Here is a 15,376-nt window from a genome sequence, read left to right as displayed (position 1 = left end):
CCCACAGCGTAGGCGCATTCGCGCGCGCCTGGTTCCCGGCCCTGGTCCACCGGCGCGTCGCACCTGGTCACAGGCCCGGAAACCGTTGCACTGAACCGGATTCCGCCGGCGTCCGTGATGGGCGGTGAGCCGGGCGGACGATCCGGCACTTCGAGAAAGGGTTCGTGTCCCATGCGCGTCACCACCGTGGCCACCGTCGTCTCCTTCGCCGCGCTCGCCGTGTCCCTCACCGCGTGCAGCGGTTCGACGGGTGGCTCAGCCTCGCCCGACTCGCTCGTCGCCCGCAACGCCACGGCGTCGGCGAGCGCGCCCGCCACGGTTGCGGCCCCGCCGCAGGCCCCGTCGACATCCGCGAAACCGCCTGTTCAGAAGGCCGCCTCGGCCGAGACGTTCCACGCGGAGCTCACCCTGCAGCCCGACCAGAACGTCGCCCTGCTGACGCTCGAGAACCGCGGCAAGACCACCGTGACCCTCAAGGGCTGGCCGAAGCTGCGGTTCCTCGGCGCCGACGGCTCACCGCTCGGCTTCCCGATCCACGACGTCGAGATCCCGGGTGCGGCCACCGCCGTCACACTCAAGCCCGGCACGACCGCGTTCGCCGGCGTGAAGTGGACGCTCGGCGACAAGGCCGACCCCGACGCCTTCGTGGCGAGCAACTTCGAGGCGACCCCGCCCGGCACCACGGGAACCACGAACATCGACCTCATCGGCCTCGACGGGCAAACCGTTCAGGTGCCCCAGTTCCCGATCAAGTCCGTGGAGGTCGGCACACTGCAGCCCGCCGCGCAGGGCGTGCTCGTCTTCTGAGTCCACAACGGACGGTCAACCGGGCGACGCGACCAGCAGCTCCAGCGCCGTGCCCACCGAGGCCAGCGACGCGTCGTCGCGTGAAGCCAGCGCGACGACAAAAGCGCCTTGCAGCAACGCGAGCACGGCGTCGGCGAGCGTCTCGGCCGGCTGGTCCGCCCGCACGTCACCGCGCCGCTGCCCTTGCCGCAGCAGCTCGGCGATCCGTCCTTTCCAGACACCCAGGTCCTCGGCCAGCTGTGCGCGGAACACCTCGTGGTCCGCGCACAGCTCCGTGGCCAGCTTGCCCGCCAGGCAGGCGTCCCGGTGCCCGGACGCGATGAACCGGTCGGCCATCGCCCGGAAGTAGCCCGAAAGCACAGCGGGTGTGGTCAGGTCCGCGCGGCCGCTCCACTCGCCGAGCTGGTCGAGCTGGAACTGCACGTACCGCGCGAGCACCTGCTTCGCGAAGCCTTCCTTCGAGCCGAAGTGGTGGTAGAACGAGCCCTTCGGCACCCCGGCGCCCTCGAGGATCGCGTCGATCGTGGTGCCGTGGAAGCCGTGGACGTAGAGCCGGCGCATGCCCTCGCGCAGCAGCTTCTCCCGGTGCGGGATCGTCGTCGACGCAGTCATCTGCACCTTTCCGCATCGGCCGGACTCGGGCCACGCGGAGCGTAGCGCCGGGCGCCGGGCCGGTCCAGCCGACGGCGCGGGATTACGTGTGCAGTCCCGCGACCAGCAGCGACACCAGGCGGCGCGCGTCGTAGCGGTCGTCGTTCTCCGCGCCGATGCACAGATTGCCGACGCCGCGCATCAGCTCGTAGGCCTCGACGTCGCCGCGGATCTCCCCGGCCTCGGCCGCCGCGGTGAGCAGCTGCGCGCACACCGGCATCAGGCGGTCGAGGAACAACGAGTGCAGCGCCTCGAACCCGGCCTGGTCGGACTGCATGGCGCCGGCGAGCCCGTGCTTGGTCACCAGGAAGTCGACGAACAGCTCGATCCAGCGCCCCAGCGCGGCGTGCGGCGTCGGGCCGCTCTCGAGCAGCCGCGGCCCGGCCTCCGCGCACGCCTCGATCTGGTGCCGGTACACGGCGACGATCAGCTCCGCCCGCGTCGGGAAGTGGCGGTAGATCGTGCCCATCCCGACCCCGGCCTTCGCCGCGATGTCGCGCACCGGCGCGTCGACCCCGGACGCGACGAACACCGCGGCCGCCGCGGCCAGCAGCGACTCCTCGTTGCGCCGCGCGTCCGCCCGCTTCGTCCGCGCGACGGGCTCCTCGTTCACCACAGCTCTCCTCATCGACCTGAACGGAACACTGTTCCGCCTGTCCATGATGCCACGCGGGCGGCGGCTCAGTGCGGCGGCGGCGCGGCCTGGAAGCTCCCCGCCGGCAGCCGGTCGGCGCCCCAGCTGCGTTCGATGTACCCGCCGATGCGCTCGACGACCTCGGCCGGCACTTTCTCCGGCTCGCCGTGTTCGAGCGGGTCGACGTGGAAGAGGTAGAGCCGCGAGGCGAACTGGTCGAACGGCAGCGACGCCTCGCCGAAGCGTTCGCCGTTGCCGGCGGTGGAGACGACCACGCCGTCGCCCCAGTCCTGGCCGCTATCGTTGTTGGGGTTGAAGAAGTACACGCGCATCACGTCCTGCGGGTCGGGCGCGACGCGCAGGATCGTGATCGCGTGCCAGCCGACGTAGCGCGCGGCGCTGTCGGTGACGGCGACGCCGGCCGGCTGCGGGTGGATCAGCGGCTGGTCGCCGTTGTAGGCCGGGTGGTAGCTGGCGTGGAAGGCCCGCAGGAACTCGTCGAGGTCGATGAGGTTCCCGGTGGCGACGTCGACGTTGATGCGGAAGCCGCGGAACGCCCACCAGCCGTGGAACTCGGGGTTGACCCAGCGGTGCGGGTCACCGGGGCGGTCGACGCAGCGCCGGCCCATCTCGGCGTAGATGCGGTCGAGGTGGGGCACCACGAGCAGCGACACCGGGTCGAGGTCCACGGGCAGCTTGCGCGCGACGCCGCCCTCGCTTTCACGCGACGAGATCGGCTGGCCCTCGAAGTGCATGGTGATCTCGTCGTCGCGCGCCGCCCACACGACCATCTGCAGCAGGTAGTCCGGGTCGTTGCCCGCCCACATCGACAGCGCGCGGGCCGACTGGCAGGTCGGGTTGTCGCCCTGCCCGACGCCGAGCGGCAGCCCGAGCATCGACAGCACGCCGGCGGTCAGGCGCGCCTTCGCGTCGGGCGCGGGGCCGAACACGGCCGTGAGCCGCTCGCGCGCGACCGGGCCGAGGGTGAGCGCCAGCTGGCGCCACAACGCGGGCACCACGGGCGGCTCGTGCAGGATGCCGCGGTCGAGCAGCAGCGCGAGACCGTAGACGCACTGCGCGGTCTCCGGGTGCACGGCCTCCTCGATGAGCTGGTGCACCAGATCGCGGTAGCGCAGCAGGCAGTTGCGCCCGGTGTCGGACAGCCCGAGCGCCTCCGCGACGAGGTAGTCGCCCTCGTTGCGCACGAACCGCAGCAACTCGGCGTGGTACGGCGAAACGAGCCCGGTGTCGTGCATCGCCCGCGCGAAGCCGGACGCCTCGTACTGCAGGCCGCCGGCGTCCATCGCCTCCAGCCGCGCGCGGAAGACCTCGAAGCCCGGGTCCTCGCGGCACGCCTCGGTGGTGCCGAACAGGCTCGTGATGAGCCGGTCGAGCCCCTGCCCGGAGTTCGGGCCCAGGTCCACCTCGGGATCCCCGCGGTAGACGGAGATCCGCGTGATCAGCGACTGCACCTGCTCGACCTGGATCGGGCGCTGGCGCAGGATCCGCCAGATCTCCTCGACGAGCTTGTCGAGCACGCTGGCGTAGCCGATCCCGTCGGCGAGGTGGCGGAACAGCGCGCGGATGAGCTGCGCGGTCCGGCCCTCGTGCGCCCGCTCGGCCTCGGTGGGCGGGGTGAACAGCAGCTCCAGGTTCATCGCCAGGACCTGCGACAGGAACCCGCGGGCGTCCTCCGCGGACAGCGTCGGGTGCTCGTACTCCCCCAGCGCGACGGCGAGCATGCGCAGCTCGCTCGCCGCCTCGATCACGACCGTGTCCGCTTCGCCGCTGTGCAGCCCGGCGCCGACCAGAGCCGGCAACAGGATCTCCGGCGAGGCCCAGTCGGTGCCCAGGTAAAGCCCGGCTTCGTCCAGCGCCCGCGCGCGGGCCTGGACGGCGGCAGCCCCGCCGGGCTGCAGCAGCACGCGCCGCAGGGCCTCCAGCACCCGCCGCAGCTTGGCGTGCTTGCCGAAATCGCGCGTCTCGGCCATGGCCTGGACGGCGTCGTCGAGCGAAGCCACCCGTTTGGCGAGGGTGGTACCGCCCGTGCTGTCGGCGTTCGGATTCACTGGTGTTACCCCGGTCGGCTCTCCCGCCTGGTTCTCAGACGTAGAAGTCGAGCTCTTCCTGCTTCTTCAGCGTTTCGCGCATCCGGTAGGCGTCGTCACCGAAGAAGTACAGCAGTCCCCAGTGGGTGCCGAACGCGGTCCGCTTGGTCACCGTCTCCTCCAGCGGTGCCGACAGGTCGTGGGACTCGTAGTAGTCGTCGTCTTCGGTCTCTTCCGGGATCCGCAGCTCGCTGACGACCCGCCGCCGAGGGTAGACCCCGAAGCAGCCGGCGACACCGGTCGCGTCGACGACCTCGCGCGGGAAGAACGCGTCGATCTCCTCCTCGGTCGTCTTCGGGTCGAACGCGAGCGCCAGCGCCTGGTAGGCGTTGAAGCCGTAGGCGCGTTCGAGCAGCTCGAACACCTTGAAACCCGGCGGGCGGTAGGCGACTTCGCCGAAGTACATCTCGCCGTCGCTGGTCACGAAGTACTCGGGGTGCACGAACCCGAACTCGATGTCGAAGGTCTTCACGAGCTTCTCGATCTGCGCGGTGATCTGCGGCCGGTAGCGCTCCAGCTCCGGCGTCGCGGGCACGAACACCGAGTACCCGAGCGTGACGTACTCGGAGATGTTGAGGAACTTGATCTTCCCGCCGTGGATCCACGCCTCCACGGCGAACTCCCAGCCGTCGAGGTGGGATTCCATGAGGACGGGGAACTCCTCCTCCGGGATCATGTCGATCTCGTCGGGGGTGCGGATCACGCGGTGGCCCAGGCAGCCGGCCTTGTCGAACGCCTTGAGGTGGATCGGGTCGTTGGGGTCGCCGTCGAGCTTGAGCAGCGTCTGGTTGACGCGCTTGAGGAACCGCACCACGTCGTCACGCGCGTGGGCCTCTTCGAAGATGCCGACGCGGATCCCGCCCAGCTGCGCGCGGCGTTTCATCAAAGCCTTGTCCCGCAACAACATCGCCTGACCGAACAGGCGCGGGTTGTCCATCAGCACGGAGTTGATCGCGCCGGCCCACTCCACCGTCTCCTCGAACAGCGGGATGGCGACGTCGACCCCCTCCTGCTTCAGGGTTTCGGCGATCTCCATCGACCGGTCGTTGAGTCTCTCGAAGTTCCACGGCAGGTACGGGATGTCGTGCTCGGCGCAGTACTCCTCGGCCCAGTCGGGCGCGACGACCACGTAACGGCGGTCGAAGCGGTCGAGCGCCTCGACCGCGTTGAGACTCCAGCCGAGCACGGCCAGATATCCTTTGTCGGGATTCTTGGTGACCGGTGCGGGCTGGGCCATGGACCGCTCCTCTGTTCGGCGCGTACGTGGGATCGGACGGGGTCTGTACCTCCACGGTCCCAGATGTCCGCACCCCCCGCCGATCGAGCGGGCCGCAGGTCCATTGTGGATACTCCCGATCCCGCGGTCCGATGAGATCCAGGTCACGTCCGGTCCGCTCGCCGCGCCACCCGTTCGGGTGCCTGCCATCCTGTGCGCTCAAGAACGCGCGGTTAGCGCCGGAGCTCGACGCCGCACCGCGGCCGGGAGGACAGTCATGGGAATCATCAGCTGGATCGTGCTGGGCCTGATCGCGGGGCTGATCGCGAAGGCGCTCATGCCGGGCAAGGACCCCGGCGGCTGCATCATCACGATCCTGCTCGGCATCGGCGGCGCGTTCGTGGGCGGCTGGGTCGGCAAGACGCTCTTCCACGTGCAGCTCGGCACGTTTTTCGACCTGCGCACGTGGGGCCTGGCCATCCTCGGCGCTCTGATCATCCTCGTCGCGTACCGGATGATCTTCCACCGCAGCCGGGACTGACCGGCGGCGGGGCGGCTTCTCTGTTCGAGAGCCGCCCCGCCGGTGGGTCACTTCACGCGTTCCAGCAGCGCGAACAGGTTCTCCCAGTGCCGCTTCTCGCCGGCCTCGTCGTAAGCCGCCGTGTCGGTCATGGTGTACCCGTGGGTCGCGCCCTCGTAGACCTCCGAGCGGTAGGTGACCCCGGCCTCGTCGAGCGCGGCCTCCAGCGTCTTGATCTGCTCGGCCGACATCGAGTGGTCCTGGTCGGCGTGCCCGAAGTACACCTCGCCGGTGATCGAGCCGACGCCCAGGTGGGCGCTGTCGGTCGCGTCCGTGACCACCCCGCCCGCGTGGAACGCGGCGATCGCCTTGACGCGCTCGGGGAACGCCTCGATCACGCGCAGGGCGTTGGTGCCGCCCATGCAGTAGCCCGTGATCACGACCGGGCCCTGGGCGACCCCTTCCTGCGCCGCGAAGAAGTCGAGGTACTTCTCCGCGTCACGCTGGATCGCGTTGTCCGTGCCCAGGGCCTGGATCTGCGGCATGATCTTGCCGAAGATCTCGCCCCGCTTGTCCGGATCGCCCAGTTCCGCCACGTCGATCTGCGGCGCCCGGCCGCCGCGGTAGAGCAGGTTCGGGGCGAGCACGGCGTAACCGGCCTCCGCGATGCGCTCCGCCATCTCCTCGATCCGCGGCCGCAACCCGAACGCGTCGATGAACAGCAGCACCCCGGGGTGCGGCCCGCCGTCCGGAACGACCAGGTACGAGTCGGCGACCCCGTCTGCGGCCGGGACGTCCACCTTCTCCTTGCGCATGTCACTCCTGTCGATCAGCTTGCTGGCTCTCGATCGTCAACCTAGTACCCCGCGCACGACCGAGGTCACGACGGCGTCCGCGTAGCTGTGGTCGAGCGGGCGGCGGCCGGTGAGGAGGCGGTAGTGCAGGGGCGCGAAGACCAAGTCCAGCAGCAGCTCCACGTCGACGTCAGGGCCGACGACCTCGCGCACCGCGGTGCGCACAGGGGCGCGGCGGGGCTCGAACCAGTGCTCGTCGAGGCGGGCGGCAAGGTCGGGGTCCTGTTGCGCGGCGCCGAGCAGCCCGGTGAAGACGCGGCCCAGCACCGTGTCCACGTAGAGGTCGGCGAAGTGGCGCGCGTGGGCGCGCAGCAGGCCTTCGGCGGTGGTGGCGCGCGTGGTGACGGGGTTGGCGCGGGCGTGGTCGAGGAAGGCTTCGAGCACCACCGCGGCCTTGCTGGGCCACCAGCGGTACACGGTGCGCTTGCCGACGCCGGCGCGCGCGGCGATGGCGTCGACGCTGACCGCGGCCCAGCCGCCGGCGGCGGTGAGGTCCCAGGCGGCGTCGAGGATCGCGCGGTGGGTCTGGGGGTTGCGGCGGGTGGCGTCAGGCACCGCGCACCGCCCAGGTGGCGGCCACGCGCCGGTTGACCTCGGCGATGGGGCCGACGAGGTCTTCGTACGGTTCGTCCCACGGATCCTTGAGGCCCCAGCCGCGCTGGGGGTTCTCGACGTAGGCGCACCAGTGCCAGCCCAGGCACCAGTCCAGCGCGGCGAACGCCTCCGCGGTGCGGACGTACCCGGCGGCGCGGTCGGCCTGGTCGCGCATGCTGCCGGTGCGGTGCGGGCTCAGGCGGGTCGGGCACCAGTTGCCGGTGTCGGCGACGAGCACCGGCAGGCCGGTCCTGCGGTGCCAGCGGTCGAGCGTCTCCAGCGCCGTGTCGAGCGCGCCCGGGCCGGGGAAGGTCTGCACGGACAGGACAGCGACGTGCTTCGCGGCCGCGTCGAGAACTTCGTCCGGTGCGCCGGCTTTCGTGCCGAAACGGTCGCCGAGGATGAGGTGGTCCGGGTCGTAGCGGCGGATCGCCGCGGTGGCGGTGGCGTAGTAGGCCTCCGCGGTTTCGGCGAGCGGGCCGGGCCAGCCCGCGCCCGTCGGGTGGCGGGCCCAGGCCGGCCCGTCGACGAGGAAGTACCCGAGCAGCAACGGGTCCTCCGGCCGGCACAGCGTGCGCGCCAGGTGGTCGCAGTGCTCCGCGAACGCGGGCGAGCGCGGGTCACGGTAGGCCGGATGCCCGTTCCACGACTCGATCTCCGCGACCCGCAACGCCTGCACGTACGGCAACCCGGCCTGCGCGACGTCCGCGCCCGGCAGGTCCTCGGCGTGCCCCAGATCGACGACCGTGCCGGTCACGCCGAGCCCGGTGCCGCTGATGTACTCCGCCGTCGAACCCACCGTCGTGAACCCCCAGGCGCGCAGGTCCGCGCCCAGACCGTCGCGAAGCCACTTCTCGCGCGAGCCGCCGTAGCGCGTGCGCCAGATGTCCCGGTTGTGCGCGTATCGGAGGTTCGTGTCGTGCGCGTGCGCGACCCCGATCGACACGAACGGCTCGCCGCCCGGCCCGACGAACGTCCACCGCCCGTGGCGGGTCACTGAGAAGAACGCCATGCGGTGAGGATACGAACCGGTTCGTCTCCCCTGTCGTCCGGGGTCACCCGCCTACGTGAGCGGAGGGGCCGGCCTGGTCCAGGGCACGACGAGCAGGCACCCACACTCGTTCGAACTCGGCACCGGAGATCTCGACGACCTGATCTGCCTCGCCCCAGCCCCGTACGTCCCCCTCGGCCAGAACGCCGTACTGGCGCTCGTACGCCTGCATGTCACCGAGATCGCCGTGGTCGCGGATGTGCAGCACCTCGTCGAGAGACGCCGCTGTCACCGGCCGCCGGTCAGGACCTTGGAGCTCGACGTGCCGGATCGCCCAGCCGTCGTCGCCGAATTCGATGAAACCGATCAGGTCTTCGTCGCTCCAGGGGTAGCGAATCCACCGCGTCATGCAGCACATCATGCGCAACGACCAGTCACCCGCCTGCGTGAGCGGAGGGGCGGGCCGGCACCGGTGGTGTCACCATCACCGCCATGAGGTGGAAGGGCGTGGCCTGGGCCGCGGGCGTGCTGGTGGGCATCGGGATCGCGGCGGGGGCCGGGGTGTGGGTGCACGCGGCCGAGCGCACGGCCGGGGACACGTGGCACTCCATCGGCACCGAGGAGCCCGACCGGATCGACGTGAACGCCACCGTGCAGAAGGTCGACGCGGTCGCGCGGGAGGTGACGTTGCGGGTGCTCGTGGTGCCGCGCGGGCGGCTGGGCGAGGACGACGGGTTCGCGCCGGCGAGCGACCTCACGTTGCTGAACTCCTCGAGCCTGCGCGGCGACCAGACGTTCCCCGCCCACGAGCGGATCGCGAGCGCCGACCTGCCGATCGCGCTGACGGGCGGCGCGATCACCGACTACCCGTTCGACGGCTACGAGAGCCACATCCAGTTCGCCGCCGTGCAGGACGGGAAGCCGGTGCCGGTGCTGCTGACCGTGGACAAGGTCGACAGCCTGTTCGGGCTCGCGGTGACCGGCTCCGACAGCTCCGGCGGACTCGACATCCGCCTCACCCGCGCGACCAGCGTGCTCGTGTTCGCGCTGTTCATGATGTTCGCGATGTGGGCGATCGCCGTCGCGGTGGCGCTCGGGGCGCGCCACCTCATCGCGCGCCGCCGCGGGCTGGTGTGGCCGGCGTTCGGGTTCATGGCCGCGTCGCTGTTCGCGCTGGCGTCGTTCCGCAACGCCGCCCCGGGCTCGCCGCCGATCGGGACGCTGCTGGACTACACCGCGTTCCTGTGGGCAGAGCTGATCGTGGCGCTGAGCGTGTTCGCGTCGGTGGTCGCCGGCGCCGTCGTGGAACGGGCCGGTCGAACCGGATAGCGAAGAGGTGTCTGTTTCGCGCTCTCCCGTGAGTCGTCCCCCTGACGACCGACGAAGAGGGAGCGCACCGTGATCACTCCGAACCTGGCCTGGCAGCTCGACCACCAGACGCGCCGCGACCACCGCGAAGCCGACGAACGCCTCGGCCGCCTGGCGGCATTTCTCACTCGGCGGCGCCGGCGGACGAGTGTCCGTGCGACGATCCGGGGCGAGCACCGACCCCAGGGAGCGCGCACATGGCCCGGCACCACCTCGATCCGACCCGCGAAACCACGATCGACGTCTTCAACCGGGACACCGAGCCCGTCCTGACCGTCGACCCGGGGGACACGATCGTGGTCGGATCGCTGGACTGCCACGGATTCCTGGAACGCCAGCGCACACCCGGCGAGCAGCGGCCGCGGATGATCGACCCGAGTCGCGGCCACTGCCTCACCGGCCCGATCGCCGTGCGCGGCGCGGAGCCGGGCACCGTGCTCGCCGTGCACCTGGACGACCTGCGGCCCGGCGACTGGGGTTGGACCGTGTCGGCGTCGAAGGACAACTGGCTCACGCGCAAGCTCGGCGTCGCCGGCGGCCCGCCCGGACGGCTGCTGTGGGAGCTCGACGCCGGCGAGCGCACCGGCACCAACGACCGCGGCCAGACCGTGGCGCTGGCACCGTTCCTCGGCGTGATCGGCCTGCCGCCGGCCGAGCCGGGCGACCACTCCACCGTGCCGCCACGCCCGGAAGGCGGCGGCAACATCGACTGCCGCGAGCTCGTGGCCGGCTCGACGCTGTACCTGCCCGTGACGGTCCCCGGCGCGCACCTGCTCGCCGGCGACGGGCACGCGGCCCAGGGCGACGGCGAGGTCGGCGGCACGGCGATCGAGTGCCCGATGACCACCGAGCTCACGCTCGACCTCACCACCGACCGGCCCGTGCCCGGCATCCACGCCGAGACCCCGGCCGGGCGCGTCACGTTCGGCTTCCACACCGACCTCAACGAGGCCACCGCCGAGGCGCTCGGCGCGATGCTCACGTGGCTGCAGACGCTCCACGACCTCGACCGCCCCACCGCGCTGGCGCTGGCGAGCCCGGTGGTCGACCTGCGCGTCACCCAGGTCGCCAACCAGACCTGGGGTGTGCACGCAGTACTCCCCACCGACGCGATCCGCTGACGATCCGGCGAAGTCTGCCTTCGCGGCCACCCGGGTCTGCCCGCGGCGCGCACTGGTCTGGTCCATCCGTGACCCCCGTGCGATCACGCCTTAATTCGAGTCGAGAAATAACGGACTTCCGTAGGGTCCGGACCTCTTGACGCCATCCTCTTTGTCCGGTCAGGATCGCCAAGGCCCGCTTTGGGCCCGTCCCCGCCGCCCTCTGCAGAACGGACTGTCGATGGCCAGAAGATCCCCCGGGTGGTCCCGGGCCCGAAGGACCACGTTCGCCGCACTCGCGAGCCTCACCCTGCTGGGCGGCGTCGCGAACGCGGCGCCCGCACCCGCCGCACCGGCCGCCCCGGCCGCGGCGCAGCCCGAGATCGGGCAGCCCGCGCTCGACAAGAACGGCTGCGCCCGCATCGAGAACACCCTGCCGACGCTTTCGGACTGGCCGAAGGTCGACAGCAAGATGCAGAAGAACCCGCAAGACGAGGCGCGCATCGCGAAGATCCTCTCCGGCATGACGCTGGAGGAGAAGGTCGGGCAGATGACGCAGCCCGAGATCAACGCGATCACCCCCGCCGAGGTCAAGCAGTACGCCATCGGCTCGGTACTCAACGGCGGCGGCTCGTGGCCCGGCGGCAACAAGCACGCCACCCAGCAGGACTGGCTGAACCTCGCCGACGCCTACTGGAGCGCGTCGAAGACCAGCCGCACGAAGATCCCCGTGATCTGGGGCATCGACGCCGTGCACGGCAACAACAACGTCTACGGCGCCACCGTCTTCCCGCAGAACATCGCGCTCGGCGCCGCCCACGACTCCTGCCTGGTGCGCGACGTCGAGAACGCCACCGCCCGCCAGATCCGCGCCACGGGCCAGGACTGGGCGTTCGCGCCCACGCTCGCCGTGGTGCAGGACGACCGCTGGGGGCGCACATACGAGGGCTTCTCCGAAGACCCGCGCATCACCCGCGCCTACGGCTACGAGGCCATCAACGGCCTGCAGGACGGCGCCACCAAGCGCATCACCTACAACGGCGTGATCGCCACCGCCAAGCACTACATCGGCGACGGCGGCACGATCAAGGGCCAGGACCAGGGCGTGAACCCCTCGTCCGAGGCCGACATGATCAACATCCACGGCCAGGGCTACTACGGCGCGCTCGCCGCCGGCACCCAGACCGTGATGGTGTCGTTCAACAGCTGGACCAACGCCGACCTCGGCATCAACGAGGGCAAGCTGACCGGCAGCGACAAGGCGCTGAACCAGATCCTCAAGGGCAAGATGGGCTTCGACGGCCTCGTCGTGTCCGACTGGAACGGCATCGGCCAGGTCCCCGGCTGCACCAACGCGAGCTGCCCGCAGGCGATCAACGCCGGCGTCGACCTCGTGATGGTGCCCGCCGACTGGAAGGCGTTCATCACCAACACCGTCGCGCAGGTCAACGACGGGCAGATCCCGATGGCCCGCATCGACGACGCCGTGACCCGCATCCTGCGCGTGAAGCTGCGCGCCGGGATCCTCGACGAGCAGAAGCCGTCGGACCGCTCGTACGCCAACTCCGACGAGGCGCTCACGGACAAGTGGCTCGCCCGCGACGCCGTGCGCGAGTCGCAGACGCTGCTGAAGAACAACGGCAACGTGCTGCCGCTCAAGCCGAAGTCGAAGGTCCTGGTGGTCGGCAAGAGCGCCGACAGCATCCAGAACCAGACCGGCGGCTGGACCCTGTCGTGGCAGGGCACGGGCAACACCAACGCCGACTTCCCCAACGCCACCTCGATCCTGGGCGGGCTCAAGGAAGACCTCGGCGACGCCAACGTGACCTACAGCGAGAAGGGCGACGTCGACCCGGCCGGCTACGACGCCGTGATCGCCGTGATCGGCGAGACGCCGTACGCCGAGGGCGTGGGCGACCTGCAGCGCAAGTCGCTGGAAGCCGCGAAGCTCTACCCCGAGGACCTCGCCGTGCTCGACAAGGTGAGCGGCAAGGGCGTCCCGGTCGTCACCGCGTACGTCGGCGGCCGTCCGCTGTACCTGAACAAGGAGATCAACCGTTCCGACGCGTTCGTGGCGGCCTGGCTGCCCGGCACCGAGGGCGGCGGCGTCGCGGACATGATGGTCAAGGGCAAGGACGGCACGGGGTACCAGGGCAAGCTGTCCTACTCGTGGCCGAAGAGCGCGTGCCAGACGCCGCTCAACCCGTGGAGCCCGGACTACGACCCGCTGTTCGCGCTGGGCTACGGCCTCAAGACCGGCCAGCGCGCCACCGTGGCCAAGCTCGACGAGACCGAGGGCCCGACGACCTGCGGGTCGACCGGCGGCGGGGGCACCGCGACCGAGGACCTGTCGATCTTCGACCGCACGGACATCGCGCCGTACAAGAGCTACATCGGTTCGGCCTCGAACTGGGGCGGCACCGAGATCGGCCCCGACGGCACCGCGGAGCACCCGGAGATCACCGTGACCCCGGCCGACGTCAACGTGCAGGCCGACGGCCTCAAGACGACGTGGACCGGCACGGGTGCGGCGCAGCTGTACCTGCAGAGCCCCGCGACCAGCGACCTGCGCGGATACCCCAACGCGGACGGGGCGCTCGAGTTCGACGTGATCGTGAACTCGCCACCGGTGAACCGGACCGTGGTGAGCATGCACTGCGTCTACCCGTGCTTCTCGGAGGTCAACGCCACGAAGCTGTTCACGGACCTGCCGTCGGGCCAGAAGTCGACGGTGAAGATCCCGCTGTCGTGCTTCGCGAACGGGCTCGACTTCGAGAACGTCAACACGCCGTTCCTGGTCTACACCGACGGGCCGTTCTCGGCGTCGTTCGCGAACGTGAGGTGGTCGCCTGGCGGAGCGAAAGATCCGGACGCGCTGAAGTGTTCGGATCTGACGTGAGGTGAGTGCCGGGGCGCTCGCGGGAGTTTTTCCGCGGGCGCCCCGCGTTTTCGGGTGAGCGCTGTCATGCGACCAGCTCGAGAATGCGCTCTTCGGCCTGGGCCAGGGATTTCTCCGCGAGCTCCTCCAGCCCGGCCAGCGCCGGGATGTCGCCCACGCGCGTCAGCTCCGCGTGCACGAACGCCAGGTTGTCGGGACGGACACCCAAGTTCGTGAGGTACGCGCGCAGGTAGGGCTCCTGGAAGTCGAAGCCTTCGCGCGGAGTGCCCGGGCCATACGCGCCGCCGCGCGCGGTGATCACCACGAACCTGGTGTCACCCAAGGCGTTCGCGAACACGCCGGGGAACGTCACGCGGTCGATCCACGCCTTCAGCGCGGCGGGGACGGAGAAGTTGTACATCGGCACGCCCAGCAGCACGGTCCCGGCTTCGCGCAGCTCCGTGACCAGCGGAAGGGTCAGGGCCCACTCGCGGCGTTCGGCTTCGTCGACGGCCAGCGCGGAGATGTCGGCCGGCGGCACGGTCCCCCGGCGTTCGACGCGGCGGCCGAGGCGGGCGTAGGGCTCGCGGATCGGTGGCACCGGGTCGGCGGCCAGGTCGCGGTGGCGCACCTCGCCCCGCCAGTGCCGCACGAACAGCGAGGTCAGCCGCCGCGTCACGGACTCCGCGCCGTCGGCGCTCGAGTCGATGCGCAGCAGGGGCGCTAGCATGTCGGTCATCCGGTTCCTCTCCTCAGGTCCAGCGGGTCGGTCTCACTCACCCACCCCGACGCACCACGAAGAGGAAAGGTGACCGATGCGCGAAACCCTCGCGGCCCGGTTCGAAGCGGAACGGCCCCGGCTGCGCGCGCTCGCCCGGCGGATGCTCGGTTCGGCGGCCGAAGCCGAGGACGCCGTGCAGGAGTCCTGGCTGCGGCTGGCGTCGGCGTCCGAAGTCGACAACTTGGCGGCCTGGCTGACCACCGTCGTCTCGCGGATCTGCCTCGACGTGCTGCGCGCGCGGCGGGAGACGCCGTTCGACCAGGTCCCGGACCGCGGCGTGGCGGGGCCCGAAGCGGACGTCGCGCTCGCCGACGAGGTCGGCCGGGCGCTGCTCGTGGTGCTGGCGACGCTCGCGCCCGCCGAGCGCGTGGCGTTCGTGCTGCACGACTTGTTCTCGGTGCCGTTCGACGCCGTCGGCCCGATCCTGGACCGCACGCCCGCGACGGCGAAGAAGCTCGCCAGCCGCGCGCGGCTGCGGGTGCGCGGCACGCCCGCGATTAGCGCCGACCTCGCGGCGCACCGGCAGGTCGTGGAGGCGTTCCTGGCCGCGGCCCGCGGCGGCGATCTGGCCGCCCTGCTCGAACTGCTGGCCCCCGATGTCGTCCGGCACGCCGACGCGGCCGCGTTGCCGCCGGGCGCGGCGGCCGTCCTCCGCGGGGCCGACGCCGTTGCGCGCGGCACCACCGCGTTCGCCGACCGCGCGCGGCGCGCGGAGCCGGCCCTGGTGGACGGCACGGTCGGGCTGGTGCTGGCGCCGTACGGCCGGCTGACGGGCGTGCTCAAGGTGACGGTGACGGCCGGGCGTATTGCCGCGTACGAAGTGATCGCGGATCCGGAGCGGCTCGCGAAGGTGGCGGTCGCCGTCCTCGCTTGA

15 protein-coding genes are annotated in these 15,376 nt (G+C 71.0%); 6 read left to right on the top strand and 9 right to left on the bottom strand.

Going from position 1 to position 15,376, the window contains the following annotated elements; genetic code table 11:
* Positions 1 to 171: 171 nt before the first annotated feature.
* Positions 172 to 807, top strand: a complete 636-nt coding sequence (locus tag ACFY1H_RS07110; RefSeq protein WP_366576533.1) for a DUF4232 domain-containing protein — start codon at positions 172 to 174, stop codon at positions 805 to 807.
* Between the two features lie 15 nt (positions 808 to 822).
* Here the strand turns inward: ACFY1H_RS07110 and ACFY1H_RS07105 are convergent, their stop codons facing one another.
* The 4 genes from ACFY1H_RS07105 to ACFY1H_RS07090 all read right to left on the bottom strand — a co-directional run bounded on the left by ACFY1H_RS07105 (position 823) and on the right by ACFY1H_RS07090 (position 5,437).
* Positions 823 to 1,419: a TetR/AcrR family transcriptional regulator gene (locus ACFY1H_RS07105; protein WP_386945197.1), complete on the bottom strand. Its 597-nt coding sequence runs from the start codon at positions 1,417 to 1,419 to the stop codon at positions 823 to 825.
* Between the two features lie 82 nt (positions 1,420 to 1,501).
* Positions 1,502 to 2,071: a helix-turn-helix domain-containing protein gene (locus tag ACFY1H_RS07100; protein ID WP_366576537.1), complete on the bottom strand. Its 570-nt coding sequence runs from the start codon at positions 2,069 to 2,071 to the stop codon at positions 1,502 to 1,504.
* A 68-nt stretch (positions 2,072 to 2,139) separates the two neighbouring features.
* Positions 2,140 to 4,161, bottom strand: a complete 2,022-nt coding sequence (locus ACFY1H_RS07095) for a hypothetical protein (protein WP_386945195.1) — start codon at positions 4,159 to 4,161, stop codon at positions 2,140 to 2,142.
* 34 nt (positions 4,162 to 4,195) lie between these two features.
* Entirely contained in the window at positions 4,196 to 5,437 is a 1,242-nt protein-coding gene (locus ACFY1H_RS07090) for a carboxylate--amine ligase (RefSeq protein ID WP_366576541.1), read from the bottom strand.
* A gap of 256 nt (positions 5,438 to 5,693) precedes the next feature.
* On the opposite strand from ACFY1H_RS07090, the gene ACFY1H_RS07085 reads away from it, so the two are divergent.
* Positions 5,694 to 5,957: a GlsB/YeaQ/YmgE family stress response membrane protein gene (locus ACFY1H_RS07085; protein WP_364058448.1), complete on the top strand. Its 264-nt coding sequence runs from the start codon at positions 5,694 to 5,696 to the stop codon at positions 5,955 to 5,957.
* Between the two features lie 47 nt (positions 5,958 to 6,004).
* On the opposite strand, the gene ACFY1H_RS07080 is transcribed toward ACFY1H_RS07085, so the two are convergent.
* The 4 genes from ACFY1H_RS07080 to ACFY1H_RS07065 are packed head-to-tail and all read right to left on the bottom strand — an operon-like array spanning position 6,005 to position 8,784.
* A complete protein-coding gene (locus ACFY1H_RS07080) occupies positions 6,005 to 6,751 on the bottom strand; it encodes a dienelactone hydrolase family protein (RefSeq protein ID WP_386945193.1) in 747 nt (248 codons plus the stop codon).
* A 36-nt stretch (positions 6,752 to 6,787) separates the two neighbouring features.
* Entirely contained in the window at positions 6,788 to 7,345 is a 558-nt protein-coding gene (locus tag ACFY1H_RS07075) for a TetR/AcrR family transcriptional regulator (RefSeq protein WP_386945191.1), read from the bottom strand.
* Positions 7,338 to 8,396 carry an agarase gene (locus ACFY1H_RS07070; RefSeq protein WP_386945190.1) on the bottom strand — a complete coding sequence of 353 codons (1,059 nt, stop codon included), beginning with the start codon at positions 8,394 to 8,396 and terminating at the stop codon, positions 7,338 to 7,340. The genes ACFY1H_RS07075 and ACFY1H_RS07070 overlap by 8 nt, the downstream gene beginning before the upstream one ends.
* A 43-nt stretch (positions 8,397 to 8,439) precedes the next feature.
* The gene (locus ACFY1H_RS07065; RefSeq protein WP_386945188.1) at positions 8,440 to 8,784 is read right to left on the bottom strand and encodes a hypothetical protein; all 345 of its coding nucleotides are present in this window, start codon (positions 8,782 to 8,784) and stop codon (positions 8,440 to 8,442) included.
* Between the two features lie 83 nt (positions 8,785 to 8,867).
* Here ACFY1H_RS07065 and ACFY1H_RS07060 point away from each other — a divergent pair, with 83 nt between their 5' ends.
* From ACFY1H_RS07060 to ACFY1H_RS07050, 3 genes are all read left to right on the top strand, one after another.
* Positions 8,868 to 9,704 (top strand): DUF4436 family protein, encoded by an 837-nt coding sequence (locus tag ACFY1H_RS07060; RefSeq protein WP_386945186.1) that lies wholly within the window; start codon positions 8,868 to 8,870, stop codon positions 9,702 to 9,704.
* Between the two features lie 236 nt (positions 9,705 to 9,940).
* Complete coding sequence (locus tag ACFY1H_RS07055) at positions 9,941 to 10,864, top strand: acetamidase/formamidase family protein (protein WP_386945185.1); 924 nt, start codon at positions 9,941 to 9,943, stop codon at positions 10,862 to 10,864.
* Positions 10,865 to 11,084: 220 nt separating this feature from the next.
* Positions 11,085 to 13,742: an exo 1,3/1,4-beta-D-glucan glucohydrolase gene (locus ACFY1H_RS07050; RefSeq protein ID WP_386945183.1), complete on the top strand. Its 2,658-nt coding sequence runs from the start codon at positions 11,085 to 11,087 to the stop codon at positions 13,740 to 13,742.
* A gap of 64 nt (positions 13,743 to 13,806) precedes the next feature.
* Here the strand turns inward: ACFY1H_RS07050 and ACFY1H_RS07045 are convergent, their stop codons facing one another.
* Positions 13,807 to 14,460, bottom strand: a complete 654-nt coding sequence (locus ACFY1H_RS07045) for an FMN-dependent NADH-azoreductase (protein WP_386945181.1) — start codon at positions 14,458 to 14,460, stop codon at positions 13,807 to 13,809.
* A gap of 76 nt (positions 14,461 to 14,536) precedes the next feature.
* Here ACFY1H_RS07045 and ACFY1H_RS07040 point away from each other — a divergent pair, with 76 nt between their 5' ends.
* Positions 14,537 to 15,376 carry a sigma-70 family RNA polymerase sigma factor gene (locus tag ACFY1H_RS07040; RefSeq protein WP_386945179.1) on the top strand — a complete coding sequence of 280 codons (840 nt, stop codon included), beginning with the start codon at positions 14,537 to 14,539 and terminating at the stop codon, positions 15,374 to 15,376.

The organism is Amycolatopsis sp. NPDC001319 (assembly GCF_042896185.1).
Taxonomy (GTDB): Bacteria; Actinomycetota; Actinomycetes; order Mycobacteriales; family Pseudonocardiaceae; genus Amycolatopsis.
The sequence above is the reverse complement of the archived record's forward strand: the minus strand, read 5'-3'. Positions and strand labels throughout refer to the sequence as shown.

What these genes read in the sequence shown, in the direction of transcription:
- ACFY1H_RS07060 (WP_386945186.1), top strand. Translation starts at nt 8,868, where the DNA reads ATGAGGTGGAAGGGCGTGGCCTGGGCCGCGGGCGTGCTGGTGGGCATC.
- ACFY1H_RS07040 (WP_386945179.1), top strand. Translation starts at nt 14,537, where the DNA reads ATGCGCGAAACCCTCGCGGCCCGGTTCGAAGCGGAACGGCCCCGGCTG.
- ACFY1H_RS07070 (WP_386945190.1), bottom strand. Translation starts at nt 8,396, where the DNA reads ATGGCGTTCTTCTCAGTGACCCGCCACGGGCGGTGGACGTTCGTCGGG.
- ACFY1H_RS07085 (WP_364058448.1), top strand. Translation starts at nt 5,694, where the DNA reads ATGGGAATCATCAGCTGGATCGTGCTGGGCCTGATCGCGGGGCTGATC.
- ACFY1H_RS07105 (WP_386945197.1), bottom strand. Translation starts at nt 1,419, where the DNA reads ATGACTGCGTCGACGACGATCCCGCACCGGGAGAAGCTGCTGCGCGAG.
- ACFY1H_RS07065 (WP_386945188.1), bottom strand. Translation starts at nt 8,784, where the DNA reads ATGACGCGGTGGATTCGCTACCCCTGGAGCGACGAAGACCTGATCGGT.
- ACFY1H_RS07090 (WP_366576541.1), bottom strand. Translation starts at nt 5,437, where the DNA reads ATGGCCCAGCCCGCACCGGTCACCAAGAATCCCGACAAAGGATATCTG.
- ACFY1H_RS07055 (WP_386945185.1), top strand. Translation starts at nt 9,941, where the DNA reads ATGGCCCGGCACCACCTCGATCCGACCCGCGAAACCACGATCGACGTC.
- ACFY1H_RS07050 (WP_386945183.1), top strand. Translation starts at nt 11,085, where the DNA reads ATGGCCAGAAGATCCCCCGGGTGGTCCCGGGCCCGAAGGACCACGTTC.
- ACFY1H_RS07110 (WP_366576533.1), top strand. Translation starts at nt 172, where the DNA reads ATGCGCGTCACCACCGTGGCCACCGTCGTCTCCTTCGCCGCGCTCGCC.
- ACFY1H_RS07080 (WP_386945193.1), bottom strand. Translation starts at nt 6,751, where the DNA reads ATGCGCAAGGAGAAGGTGGACGTCCCGGCCGCAGACGGGGTCGCCGAC.
- ACFY1H_RS07045 (WP_386945181.1), bottom strand. Translation starts at nt 14,460, where the DNA reads ATGACCGACATGCTAGCGCCCCTGCTGCGCATCGACTCGAGCGCCGAC.